Source organism: Mucilaginibacter sp. CSA2-8R, from assembly GCF_038806765.1.
In the GTDB taxonomy this organism is placed as follows: domain Bacteria; phylum Bacteroidota; class Bacteroidia; order Sphingobacteriales; family Sphingobacteriaceae; genus Mucilaginibacter.
On the sequence record NZ_CP152389.1, the window covers coordinates 1,063,413 to 1,077,098 of the forward strand.

The window sequence follows — 13,686 nt, forward strand, 5'->3', positions numbered from 1 at the left end:
AAACCTTTTGCATTTATAACAGTATAAGTAAGAACCTATGTTTAATTTTTTTAAAAGCGGTGCAGACGAGCGACCCACTGATGTTAAAGGTGTGCGTTATGCCTTGCTGCAATTTATAAAACAAGAACTGCAAAAAGCAGAAGGTGGTGAAGGTGCCAACATTAAAGGGTTGTGCTTATACATCAACGCTAATGCCGCCGAGCAGCATATTTATGAAACTGCGGTTTATGCCGAGCAACCAGAAGAGTTAAGAGAAGAGATACAAAAGATAGCCGACGACTATGCATTGGCTTTGCCTGATAATTGGACGCTGGATTTGATTTATGAAGATGATGTACCCGACGAAGCCGTAAAGGCAACTAACGTAGATGCAGCTATTTTTATCAAAACCAGCCGTCACTTTATCAAGCAAACCACTACTGCCTATATAACGGTATTAAGCGGAGAAGCAGAAAAACCGGAGTATGTGATTACCTCCGAGAGTGGCAAGATAAATATTGGCCGGGATAAAAAGGCGCAGGCTGATGACGGTTTTTTTCGAACTAACCATATTGCGTTTCCGTCTGATAGCCAAAATCAGAGCAATCGTTATGTGAGCCGTCAGCATGCCCATATAGAGTGGAATAATGACAATTCTCATTTCATGCTTCACGCGGATGAAGGTGGTGTGCCGCCACGCAACAAAGTGAAGATTAAAGTGGCAGCTACCGAAGAGCTGGTAAAACTGCACTCTACCGAAATCGGTCACCCGTTAAATGAGGGCGACCAGATTATCATAGGCGAATCGGCCGTATTACAGTTTAGCAATAAACCGTCGGGAAATGAGTAAGGTATTTACAATAGCGGATGGATTAGAAAACCTGGGTGCTTTACGCACAGGTGGCCAGGGCTCGGTATACAAGGGCAAACGGCAGGGTACATTGTACTCGGCCATTAAACTGCTACCTACGCCGATCATCAGCGAAAGCGAAGACGACCGTGGCTATCGCAATTTCCAGAACGAGGTAACTAAGCTGCAAAAAGTTAACGAGCAGCCTAATCCGCATGTAGTCAAAATCCGCAGCTTCGGGCTTACTGACAGCGGCTCATTCCCTTTTATTGAGATGGAGTACATTGAGGGGCCGGATCTTTGTGAACTGTTGCAACCCCCTCACGACCCAATCTTCAGTTTAAAAGAATTGATTAAGGTAGCCAACCAGTTGGCCGATGCTCTGGCGCACTGCTACCGGGTAGGAGTAAAGCACGGCGATATTAAAAGCAATAACGTAAAGTACAACGTTCACACCGGTAATTATGTATTGCTGGACTTTGGTCTAGCCATTTTAACCGACGAGCAGCGGCGCAGTTCGGTAAGGCATGCTGGGGCTATCGAGTTTATGGCGCCAGAGCAGCACGAAGGAGAGATGCTGCCACAAACAGATGTATACAGTTATGGTGTTGTGTTGTACGAACTACTTACAGGCCAGGTGCCTTTTGTGTTGAATGGTAATGGCGAAACCGCCCGGAATGCGGTGATGTTGGCACACCTCGAGCAGGCAGTGCCCGATCCAATCACCCGGCGTATATTGCGGCTGCCTGCAGGTTGGGATGAGGATAAGCGTAAACAGGAGTTGGCAGTTCCGCAATGGCTCTTACAGGTAATTACCAGGTGCCTTGAAAAAGATCCAGCCCGCAGGTATGCAAACGGGATTGAACTTCAGCAAGCCCTTACCGAAGGCAGCCTGATGGCAGCTGAGTCTCATCATTTGCCTGCATCGGCACGCATAGATGCTACTGCCCTGCAGGAAGAAAATGAACGGTTGCAAGCAGAACTGCTGCAATACCGGCAAAAAGAAGAACAACATCAAAATCAACTATCTTCTCTGCAATCGGTAGCCCTGGAAGCAGGCGGCCGTTACAATCCCGAAAAGGGAATGTATGAATCTAACAAAGATATTGTACACCTGCCTAAGCGCTGGTTTGTAGGTCTGGCTGGCGTCGCTGCCTTGTTTATCGCGCTGTTTTCTTTCTCTTTTTTCTCCAAACCTAAAACGCCTGCGGGTACCGAAGCTGCAGCTGTAAAAGTGGACGAGAACTATAAATCGCCGTTTGTCTTTTTAAGCAAACGTTACCAGGATAGTGTGAAGGCAGTGTATACCAAACCTGCCGTTAAAATGGCTGCTTTTAAACCTGCCGAACAGCAGTTTGTACCGCCGGGTTGGGCCAAACATCATAAAAAGTTTAAAGGCAAGCATCGTAAAAGGTTTTTAGGTCTTTTTTAAGTTATAAAACGATAGCTTCTTAATGGTTAGGGTGTAGTTTTATCAGCAGTGAAATTAAAACCGTATTAACTGTTATTTAAAAATTAAACTAAAACTGCTATTTTGCAGAACTGCCAAGTAATTGGCATTTTACATCTATACCTAAGAACGTGTCCGAAACTTTTACCTTTTTAAAAGGCGGCGGCCTAATGGGCGAATTAATGCGCGCCAATAACTGGTCCGAAACATCTTTCGGCTCGCCTCAGACCTGGCCCGATAGCTTGCAATTGGCCGTGAGTATTGCTTTAAATTCGGGTTTCCCCATTGCTGTTTATTGGGGTGCTGACTTTTCTTTATTATATAACGATGCCTGGAGCACCATACCCGCACAAAAACATCCCTGGGCGTTAGGTAAACCTGGTGCGGTAGTATGGCCCGAAATATGGGAAGGGTTGAAAGATGAGTTTGAAAGTGTACTGCACGAAGGTGCATCTTACCGAAGGCCTGATGCCCTGCTGTTGATGAACCGCAACGGTTACACCGAAGAGTGTTATTTTGATTATACCCTTTCGCCGGTAATGTCTAAAGATGGTACCGTGGGTGGTGTGTTTAACGCCGTTATCGAGACTTCATACAAGTATATTCATGAGCGCCGCAATCAGTTACTGCTTCAGCTGATACACAGTGCTAATAAATCACAAACGGTAATTCAAGGCATTAGCAACGTAATGCAGATATTGGGCAATTCGCGCCTGGATATTGCTTTTGCTGCCTTATACTTAAGTGACGAACACCAAGTTACCCAGGTAAGCCTGAAAGCCCATAGCAATATTTTACTAGAGCACCTCACTGCTTTCCAGCAATTGTGTAGTGAGGTTGCTATCGGAGGCAAGTCAATCTTTGTTGAACAATTGAACGATTATTTGCCAGCACCGGTTGATAGCTTATGGCCTGAGCCTGTACAAGAAGCTTTAATTGTGCCCGTTAGTAATGATAATGCCCGTTTAAAAGGCTGCCTGGTATTAGGGGCTTCGCCCCGTAAACGCATTGATGCAGATTACCGGCAGTTTTTAGAGACTACCGGAATGCATGTAGGGACTTTATTAAATAATGCTCACGCGCACGAAATGGGCGAGTCGTACCAGCGCGAACAGGCTCTAAACGAGGAACTGGGCGCAGCTAATGAGGAGCTTTCGGCAGCTAACGAAGAATTGGCCGCAATTAACGGAGAACTGCAGCAGACTCAGCAGCGCTTAAGCAGTCTGAATGCTCACCTGGAAGAACGTATTGAGAGCCGGACATTTGAACTGGCGGCAACTAACGAAGAGCTGTCATCGACTAATGAAGAGTTGCTAACCATTAACGAAGAACTTTACGCAACTAAGCACGACCTCGAAAAAACGATAAAAGAACTGGCTGCCAGCCAGGACCAGTTCACGTTTTTACTAAATGCCATACCGCAACAGGTGTGGACCGCAAAACCTGATGGTAAGCTCAACTACGTGAACCAGACGGTAAGTAAAGATTTTGGCTACATGCCAAGCGAGGTAGTTAACCACGGTTGGCAAAAACTTATTCATCCTGATGATTTGCCGGGCTGTTTGAGGGCATGGCACAAAGCGTTGGCCTCGGGCAATGAGTATGTGACTGAATTTAGGTTGCGTATGCACAACGGCGAATACCGGTGGTACTTGAGCCGGGCCGTGCCATTGATTGAAGAAGGGGCCATTAAAATGTGGCTGGGTACTAATACGGATATTGATTTGCAGAAGAGCAATGAGCATAAAAAAGATGAGTTTTTATCTATTGCAAGCCATGAGCTAAAAACGCCGCTTACCAGTATCAAGGCGTTTAACCAGTTAATGAGCAGGGCAAAAGACAGCGAAAAGCTTCACGGCTTTATCAAAAAATCTGCTGAGCATATATCCCGTTTAGAAAAACTGATTAACGATTTGTTAGATGTAACTCGCATTAACGCCGGCAAAATGGACTACAATATGGCGCCGTTTAACATGGCCGAGTTGATCATGAGCAGCGTTGAGGCAGTACAGCTTACAGCGCCGGATTATGAAATTATCATCCGCGAAAATGCCAACGTTACTTATACCGGCGATTATTTTAGGCTGGAGCAGGTGGTGCATAATTTTTTAACCAATGCCGTTAAGTATTCTCCCGATAATAAAACCGTAATCGTAGACGCTGTGGTTGAGGATGACAGCGTAATAGTTTCGGTAGAGGATTTTGGTATTGGTATAGCGCAAGACCATCTTGATAAACTATTCGACCGCTATTACCGGGTAGATAATACTGCCATGCGTTTTGAGGGCTTGGGCTTGGGGTTATTTATCTCGTCCGAAATTTTAAAGCGGCACCAGGGCACTTTCTGGATTGAAAGCAAACAAGGCAATGGCTCTACGTTTTATTTTAGGCTGCCGTTGGTACAAAAGGATGAGCGCCGGGAGTTGATGATGGCCGATAATTTTTATCAGGATAACAACATTACGTTGCAATACAGTGCAGTGCATAACTACGTAGCGGCCGATTGGACAGGTTTCCAAACGGTAGATACGGTGAAAAACGGCTGTATGCAGATGCTGAGCTTAGTTAAAGCAAATGGTGCAACCCAAATACTTAATGACAATACCCATGTACAAGGCACTTGGTCTGAAGCCTCTGATTGGGTAGGGCAGGAGTTTTTTCCGATGCTCGAAGATGCTGGTGTTAAACATGTAGCGTGGATTTTTTCGCCTAGCATATTCAGCCAGCTATCTGCTCAAAAAAGTGTTGATGTTAAGCAGGGTAATGTAGTAGCCCAGTTTTTTACCACTCGTGCCGAGGCCGAACAATGGCTTAATAACAAAGACTAATCATTGTTATCAGAGCATCTGCATAAACACATGCCCTGATAGTTTTAACTGTTGCTATTGGTACGGGCAATGGGTAGGCTAAAGTAAAACGTACTGCCTTCGCCCAGGGCACTCTCTACCCAGATGCGGCCTTGTTGCGCCTCGATAAAATCTTTGGAGATAGCCAGCCCTAAGCCCGATCCCGACTTATTTTGCCCGTCTGTTGGTACCTGAAAGTAGCGGTCGAACAGACGCTTTTTGTACTGCTCGTCAATACCTTTTCCAGAGTCGGTTACCGAAAATATCATTTGGTTACTTTCAGCATTCAGCCTGATGATAATTTTAGATTTTTCGGCACTGTAACGCAGCGCGTTCGATAAAAAATTAATCAGCACCCAGGCAGTTTTTTCAACATCGGCCTGTACTTGCGGCAGGTCATCGCTTTTTACTACCTCTAACTGCACGCTTTTTTGCTCGGCCTGAAATTTTACCGAATTGATCGCGTAATCAAGTATTTGCTCGGGAGCTACAGGTATAAAGTTTAGTTGGATGTTTCCGGTTTCTACCTGCGAAAGCTCGAGCAACTCACTGGTGATTTTTAACAACCGCGAGGTATCATCGGCTATGTGTTCAACCAGTTGCTGCTGTTCGGCGTTCATGCTGCCAATGCGCGAATCGTTAAGTAGCTTGAGACTCATCTTGATGGAAGAAATCGGGGTTTTAAGCTCGTGAGAGATCGTGGCGATGAAGTTGGTTTTAGCCTCGTCGCGCTCTTTAAATTCGGTAACGTTACGAAGCAGGTAAACCTTACCGGCAGATTTACTGGCAATTTTAATAGCTTCAGTTTGCTCACCCAGATTAGGTACATAAATATCGCGGCTTTGCAACTGGAAGTACGATTCCTGCCCATCCAACACAATTTTCAGCAGTTTAACAGCTGCCGTGTTGCTCAGAATAGAACGGAACAAATCATTATTTTTCTCTAGCTCTGCAGTGTTTTGGCCAACTACTTTGCCGTCGGTCAGGTTGAGGACTTTACGGGCAGCGCTGTTGATAAATAGTATCTCGTGGTTTTCATTCACCCCTACAATGGCATCCTGCATTTGCTCAATAATGGTTTCGATACGGCGTTTTTCGGAAAGGATGGTTGCCACGTTGCTGTTTTCCCACTCGTTAAGGCGTATGGCCATATTGTTAAAGGCGTTGGCTACTTCACCAAACTCATCACCCTCGTCAAAATGTAAACGCTTCCGATAGTTTTTCTCGCTGATTTCGCGGATACCTTCCAACAGCGACCTAAGGGGGTTGGCAATAAAGCCCGGAAAGTTTACGCTAAAGCTAAACAGTACTAAAAAGGTAAACGCACCGGCCAGTCCCATAATAATGCCGGCCTGGTTTACAGATGCTCTTGCCGCATCATTTTTACGCACAATGGCCTGCATATTTAAAGCCTCAATGTTGCGCAAATGAGCGCGGGCCTGCCGTTCGGTAGCCTGCTGCTCGGCCAGGGAGCCTTGCCCCAGGCTTAATTTTTTAAAAGATTTCCGCAAAGCGGCTACGGCTTCACCCTCACCTTTCTCGGTGATGTTGTGCTCTTCTTTCACCAGCTGCACGTCAAACAGGTGTGCTGCCTGCTGATTAAGCGGCAGCGGTGTTTCATCAAGCAGGGTCCGCATCTCGCGGGTATAGCTCAAGGTTTCGTAATTATCCTTCAGGATGATTTTTGCGTTGTTGGATATCTGCTGGATGTAATAGATAGAAAGCGCACCAAAAAGCAGCACGATAGTGAACAGGAAGCCGAAGCCGAGCCAAAGTTTAGTTTTTATTTTCATGATAATATCACTAAATCTGTTTCTGTAGTAGATAAGTTTTTGAGCAGTTCGTTAAAAATGGCAGTTTGTAAAATAACCTGAAATAAGCTTAAGTGTGGTTTGCCTATACAAATGGTAGTTACCTCGCGCTCTTGCGCCAGTTTGATGATGGTTTGGGTAATCTGGTCGCTTTTAAGTTTAACTACCTCGGCACCCAGTTCGGTAGCCAGTTTAAAATTATTAATCAGGTGCCGCTGTTTATCCAACTTTATTTTGTCCAGGCTCTCATTGCTGCTTTGCACATATAATACAATCCACGGCGAGCGGTAGTAAGAGGCTAGTCGTGCCGTTTTCCGGATAACTGTTTTAGCTGTGGTAGCGTTTGAGGATATACAGGCTAAAAACTTTTCGGCCCGGAGCTTGATTTGCTTGGGTATTTCTACGTCAATTTTGCGTTCCAGGTAATGTGCCACTTCTTTTAACGCTATCTCGCGCAGCTGCAATATTTTATCGCTCCTGAAAAAATTTTGCAGCGCTGTCTCTACCTTGCTCTTGTCGTAAATCTTACCCTCTTTAAGCCGGTCAATCAGCTCGTCGGCGGTAAGGTCAATGTTTACAATCTCGTCGGCCAGTTGCAGCACTTTATCGGGTATGCGTTCGGTAATGGCAATGCCGGTAATGTTTTCCACTTCCTCGTTCAGGCTTTCCAAGTGCTGTATGTTTACGGCGGTTATTACGCTGATGCCGGCCTCTAAAATATCAAGCACATCCTGCCATCTTTTGGCATTTTTACTGCCTTCGATGTTAGAATGTGCCAGCTCATCAACAATCACTACTTCGGGATGCCTGTTTAAAATGGTTTGCAGGTCCATTTCCTCCAGCTCTTTGCCTTTATAAAACGTACGGCGCCGGCTAATTGCCGGCAGTCCGTCTAAAAGGGCATGGGTATCGGCCCGGTTGTGCGTTTCAATAAAGCCAATTTGTATGTTAATCCCATTGCGCAACAAAGCATGTGCCTCCTGCAGCATCCTGAAACTTTTGCCTACACCAGCACTCATACCGATGTAGACTTTTAGCTTACCGCGCCTTGATTTTTGTATCAGTTCGATAAAGTGTTTTACCGAATCGTCTTTGTGCTCCTGTTCTTCCATACCATTGGCGGTTCAATTATGCAAAAATTTGGTATAGCTGCATCCTTAAAAAGAAACAGCCATGCTTGCCGTAATGAGCGGGTCAGTGTTAACCGGCGTTCCCAAACGGGTAAATACATCATCTTTACTATTATACAGTTTGCCTTCCAGGCGTAATAACGCATTGCTCACCGGGGCATAATCCAGGTTAATTGAGTAACCTGTAGTTTTAAATCCGTTCGGGGTGTTAGAGGCTACAATAATTCCGTTTTTATCCTGGTAATATTCAACCCGGCCGGCTACCGCCCATTTGCCCGAAAACTGGTAACGTGCAATAGCTACCGGTGATAACACATGGTAATGTTTATTGCTGCCGATGCTTTGTTGCTGAGTACCATAATCAAATCCGGCGGTTAAACCAAAAACCTGACTAAGCTGAATGATACCGTAGAAGTTGTGATAAAAGCGACGTACCCTTATCGAGTCTGCTCCCTCGGTACCTAAATAATTACTGTAATTCAAGGTAATCTGCGATGCCGGTTTATAAACAATCTGTACGCCACCGGCCGGTTTACTGTTACCCGGCTGACGGTTGATGCGTTGCCAGCCATTTAAGTATAAGCCGGTTAGCGTTAATTTACCATCATTGGTGATGTAGGTAACTTTAGCACCCGATTCATAATAAGGCGTATTTTCTGACGCGATGTTACGGGTAAGTACCCAGCAATCTTTACTGATGGCACTTTCAAAACCAATATGCGACGCAAAAATACCGGCATCCAGCCACAGGTTAGCATTTTTGGCTAGTTTAACACCGGCGTTGGCCTCAAATATGTTTTTTAACACGCCCGGCTCTGCGGCCAGGTTGGCGTTGGCATAAGTACCTGCCATCACCGCTAAATTTGCTCTGAAGTTGCTGGCATCATAATTAGCTTTAATAAAGCCAAGGTTAAGATTAAACTCATTGTGGCGGTTGTGCGAGTATACAAACCCCGGACGATTATTATCTGCAGGGCGGTTAAAATCAAAACCGTAGTATAATTCGGCATAGCCACTAAAAGTTAACTTACCTGCTTTCACACTATCCTGCGCTTTTGAGCAAATAGCCGAAACGCAAAGGATAGTGAATATTATAAATTTTTTCATCTGTAGTATTAAGTGTGTGTGGGTTATAGTTTGCACTGTAGGGTTTTTGCCTTGTTATTGGCAGGGTTTTAAAAAACAGCAAGGCTGTTTACTTTTTAAGGTTGTTTAAAGCGATGTTAAGCGCTAAAACGTTTACGGTAGCGGGGCCAAACATTCCCAGCAAGGGTTTCTGAATATGGCTTTCTACCAGTGCCGCAACTTGTTGCTCGCTTAACCCACGTTTAGCAGCAATCCGTTTAACTTGCAGGCGGGCAGCCTCGGGCGAAATGTCAGGGTCTAAACCACTACCGGAGGCGGTAACCAAATCGGCCGGGATGTCGCTGCGTTTGATGCCCGGGTTGTATTTTAACAGGGTATCAATACGGTTGTTCACCTCTTTCAGGTAGTCGGGGTTGCTTGGGCCTTTGTTAGAACCAGCAGAGCCGGCCGCGTTGTATCCAATCGCCGACGGGCGCGACCAGAAGTATTGCGGCTGGTCAAACTTTTGACCTAAGGCAGCATAGCCAATTACTTTGCCATTTTGGGTAATGGTTTCGCCATTGCCCTGGCCTTTAGATAATTTACCGGCAAAGGCAATAATTACCGGGTATATACCGCATAGTAATACCATGAGTGCCAGGGTTAATTTTATAGATTGAGCTAATGTTTTCATGTCTTTTTTAATAATTAATGCTACTATTTACTTACACCATCAGGCCTACCACCATATCAATCAGTTTGATACCGATAAAAGGGGCAACAACACCGCCTACGCCATAAATCAGCAGGTTGCGACGTAATAGTGCACTGGCACCGATGGGTTTATACTCTACGCCTTTTAATGCCAGCGGAATAAGCAACGGGATAATGATAGCGTTGAAGATAACCGCAGATAAGATGGCACTTTCCGGACTGTGCAAGCCCATTATATTCAGGCTTTGCAGCGCCGGGATAGAAGCAATAAAAAGTGCCGGCACGATAGCAAAATACTTGGCTACGTCGTTAGCGATGGAGAAGGTAGTTAAGGTACCACGGGTAATTAATAACTGTTTTCCTATCTCTACAATTTCAATGAGTTTGGTAGGGTCGTTGTCTAAATCCACCATGTTGCCGGCTTCTTTGGCAGCCTGGGTACCGCTGTTCATGGCTACACCTACATCAGCTTGGGCCAGGGCAGGGGCATCATTGGTACCGTCGCCCATCATGGCTACCAGTTTACCAGTGGCTTGCTCTTGTTTAATGTAGTTCATTTTATCCTCAGGTTTAGCTTCGGCAATAAAATCGTCTACACCGGCTCTTTCGGCAATAAATTTTGCAGTTAACGGGTTATCACCGGTTACCATTACGGTTTTAACACCCATTTTGCGTAGCCTTTCAAAACGCTCGGCAATACCGGGTTTAATAATATCCTGCAACTCAATAGTGCCTAAAACCTCTTCATTATAGGTAACTACCAGCGGCGTACCACCGTTAGAGGATATGGCCTGTACACGTTCTTTAACCGCGTTTGATACAGTATGACCTGCGTTCAGCGCCATTTTACGCATGCTGTCATAAGCGCCTTTACGGGTACGGTTACCATCAAGTGTGTTGATACCGCTTGAGCGGGTTTCGGCAGTAAACTTGATAAACTCAGCACCGGCTGGAACAGATGGTATAGCCATATGGCTACTGGCCAGTTCAATGATTGATTTACCTTCGGGTGTTTCGTCAGCTAAAGAAGCCAGTACCGCAGCTTTAACCAGAGCATCCGGACTAACATCAGGTGCAGGCCAAAACTGGGTAGCTTTACGGTTACCAATGGTAATGGTACCGGTTTTGTCCAGCAGCAACACGTCAATATCACCGGCAGTTTCTACCGCTTTACCCGATTTGGTAATTACGTTAGCTCTCAGCGCGCGGTCCATCCCTGCTATACCGATGGCTGATAACAAACCGCCAATGGTAGTAGGAATCAGACACACAAACAACGAAATTAAAGCGGCAATAGTGATAGGCGTATTAGCGTAAGTGGCAAAGGGTTTCAGTGTAACACACACGATGATAAACACGATGGTAAAGCTGGCCAGCAAAATGGTTAAGGCAATCTCGTTAGGTGTTTTTTGACGCGATGCACCTTCAACCAGGGCAATCATTTTATCTAAAAAGCTTTCGCCGGGTTGGGTGGTTACCAGTACTTTAATCTTATCAGATAAAACTTTAGTACCACCGGTTACAGACGATTTATCGCCTCCGGCTTCCCTGATAACTGGTGCAGATTCGCCGGTGATGGCCGATTCGTCAATGGTGGCCAGCCCTTCTATAATCTCGCCGTCCGTAGGAATGGTATCCCCGGCCTGACACACGAACATATCGTTTTTTTTTAGCTGGCTTGATGACACGACCGAGATGTTGCCGTTAGCATCAATCAGGTTAGCGGGTGTGTCTTCGCGGGTTTTGCGTAAGCTATCGGCCTGTGCTTTACCTCTGGCTTCGGCAATAGCCTCTGCAAAGTTGGCAAACAGTACGGTAAGCAGTAAAATCAGGAAGATGATCAAGTTGTATACCCATGAACCCTGACCGCTATGCGTAAAGCTGTATATGGTTACATATAACATAACAGCCGTACCCACCTCTACGGTAAACATTACCGGGTTACGCATCATAACGCGTGGGTCAAGTTTTATAATCGACTCTTTAAGTGCGGATTGCACTAAAGCAGGTTCAAATAATTTATCAGATTGATTTTTCATTTTTATATTGAGTAACTAACCGGCCCGGTTAGGCCGGTTAAGTATCATTGGTATTTATAGAGGGAAAACTTTTAGTGAGCCATTGAAAAATACTCAGCCAGCGGGCCTAAGGCCAGTGCCGGGAAATACGACAGGGCATTAAGTACCAAAATTACCGCCAGTGTCATCACACCGAAAGTAAAGGTGTCGGTACGCAAAGTACCAGCCGACTCAGGTACGTATTTCTTTTGGGCCAGCAAACCTGCTATAGCAACCGGGCCAATAATGGGTAAGAAGCGGCCTAAGATGAGTACCACACCGGTGCCTACGTTCCAGAATATATTGTTATCGCCCAAGCCTTCAAAGCCGGAGCCGTTGTTGGCGTTGGCCGAGGTAAATTCATACAGCATCTCCGAGAAACCATGGAAGCCAGGGTTGTTTAACCAGTTTGCCGGCTTAACAGCCCAATCGGCATTACCCAAGTTAGTGAAGATGAACGCTGCCAGGGCAGTGCCTGCTAAAATCAGGAACGGGCTGAGCAGGGTAATGAGTGCCGCAATTTTAACCTCGCGCGCTTCAACCTTGTGGCCCAAAAACTCAGGCGTACGGCCTACCATCAGTCCCGAAATAAACACGGCGATAATGAGGTAGATAAAGTAGTTAAGTATACCTACACCGCAACCACCAAAAAAGCCGTTAATCATCATACCTAACAACTGCCATGCACCGGTAAGCGGCATGGTACTATCGTGCATACCGTTTACTGAACCGGTTGATACGATGGTAGTCAGCGTGCTCCAGTAGCCGGTAGCCATAGGGCCAATGCGTACTTCTTTACCTTCCATAGCGCCGGTAGCTTGTTGTACGCCCATTTTAGCTATTGCTGAGCTGCCGCCGGTTTCGCTGAAAAGTGTTGGAATCATCAGCATCAGCATGCCCACGGTCATCATCGCAAATATAACCCAGCCTAATTTTTTGCGGCGAACAAAGTAGCCAAAAGCCAGAATCATAGCCATTGGTATAATCATCTGCGAGATGATTTCGACCATATTGGTAAAGTAGCTTGGGTTTTCGAGCGGGTGGGCAGAATTTGCTCCAAACCAGCCGCCACCGTTAGTACCCAAGTGCTTAATGGCAATCATTTGCGCAGCCGGGCCGTGGGATACATTAACCGTATCACCCTGCATCGAAATAAACTGGTCTTTACCGGCGTAGCTTGATGGCGTGCCGCTGAATGATAGTATCAAGGCTATTACTATTGATAGCGGCAATAACAAGCGGGTAATTGATTTAAGAAAATATTCCCAAAAGTTACCGATGTTAGAGGTGGTTTTTTCTCTGAATGCTTTAAATAAGCCAATTGCTGCCGCTATACCTGTGGCCGCACTGGTGAACATCAAAAACATTACGATAAATTGTTGAGTGAGATAAGTTAAGCCGCTCTCGCCCGAGTAGTGCTGTAAGTTACAGTTAACTACAAAGCTGATGATGGTATTAAAGGCCAGATCAGGTGTCATACCTGGGTTGCCGTCGGGGTTAAGCGGCAATTTATCCTGGTAGATTAAAACAAAAAAGCCGTAAACCAGCCATACCAGGTTAATGATCATCATGGCCTTCAAAAATTGTTTCCAGTTCATGGGCTCGCTGGGGTTGATGCCCGAAATTTTAAACAAACCGTTTTCAAGCGGCTTCATAAAGTCGGTCCATACCTTTTCGCCGGCAAACATTTTAGCGAGGTATTTTCCTAAAGGAATAGCGATAAGGAGGGTGATCGCAAAGGAAGCAACGATTCCTAAGAATTCAGTGTTCATGGGGCAGGGGAT

9 protein-coding genes are annotated in these 13,686 nt (G+C 45.7%); 3 read left to right on the forward strand and 6 right to left on the reverse strand.

The window, feature by feature from the left end:
* Window positions 1-37 precede the first annotated feature (37 nt).
* From AAGR14_RS04595 to AAGR14_RS04605, 3 genes are all read left to right on the forward strand, one after another.
* A complete protein-coding gene (locus tag AAGR14_RS04595; protein WP_342647424.1) occupies window positions 38-829 on the forward strand; it encodes an FHA domain-containing protein in 792 nt (263 codons plus the stop codon).
* The gene (locus AAGR14_RS04600) at window positions 822-2,261 is read left to right on the forward strand and encodes a serine/threonine-protein kinase (RefSeq protein ID WP_342647425.1); all 1,440 of its coding nucleotides are present in this window, start codon (window positions 822-824) and stop codon (window positions 2,259-2,261) included. The genes AAGR14_RS04595 and AAGR14_RS04600 overlap by 8 nt, the downstream gene beginning before the upstream one ends.
* 149 nt (window positions 2,262-2,410) lie before the next feature.
* Window positions 2,411-5,107: an ATP-binding protein gene (locus AAGR14_RS04605; RefSeq protein ID WP_342647426.1), complete on the forward strand. Its 2,697-nt coding sequence runs from the start codon at window positions 2,411-2,413 to the stop codon at window positions 5,105-5,107.
* A 44-nt stretch (window positions 5,108-5,151) separates the two neighbouring features.
* Here AAGR14_RS04605 and AAGR14_RS04610 read toward each other — a convergent pair whose 3' ends face one another.
* From AAGR14_RS04610 to kdpA, 6 genes are all read right to left on the reverse strand, one after another.
* Window positions 5,152-6,918, reverse strand: coding sequence for an ATP-binding protein (locus tag AAGR14_RS04610; RefSeq protein WP_342647427.1), 1,767 nt, complete (start codon window positions 6,916-6,918; stop codon window positions 5,152-5,154).
* Window positions 6,915-8,048, reverse strand: a complete 1,134-nt coding sequence (locus AAGR14_RS04615) for a sensor protein KdpD (RefSeq protein ID WP_342647428.1) — start codon at window positions 8,046-8,048, stop codon at window positions 6,915-6,917. The genes AAGR14_RS04610 and AAGR14_RS04615 overlap by 4 nt, the downstream gene beginning before the upstream one ends.
* A 45-nt stretch (window positions 8,049-8,093) precedes the next feature.
* Window positions 8,094-9,173: a porin gene (locus AAGR14_RS04620; protein ID WP_342647429.1), complete on the reverse strand. Its 1,080-nt coding sequence runs from the start codon at window positions 9,171-9,173 to the stop codon at window positions 8,094-8,096.
* An 88-nt stretch (window positions 9,174-9,261) separates the two neighbouring features.
* On the reverse strand, window positions 9,262-9,825 hold the full coding sequence (locus tag AAGR14_RS04625) for a K(+)-transporting ATPase subunit C (protein WP_342647430.1): 564 nt from the start codon (window positions 9,823-9,825) through the stop codon (window positions 9,262-9,264).
* 31 nt (window positions 9,826-9,856) lie between these two features.
* Window positions 9,857-11,884, reverse strand: coding sequence for a potassium-transporting ATPase subunit KdpB (gene kdpB / locus AAGR14_RS04630; protein WP_342647431.1), 2,028 nt, complete (start codon window positions 11,882-11,884; stop codon window positions 9,857-9,859).
* A gap of 71 nt (window positions 11,885-11,955) precedes the next feature.
* Window positions 11,956-13,674: a potassium-transporting ATPase subunit KdpA gene (gene kdpA / locus AAGR14_RS04635; RefSeq protein WP_342647432.1), complete on the reverse strand. Its 1,719-nt coding sequence runs from the start codon at window positions 13,672-13,674 to the stop codon at window positions 11,956-11,958.
* Between the last annotated feature and the right edge of the window lie 12 nt (window positions 13,675-13,686).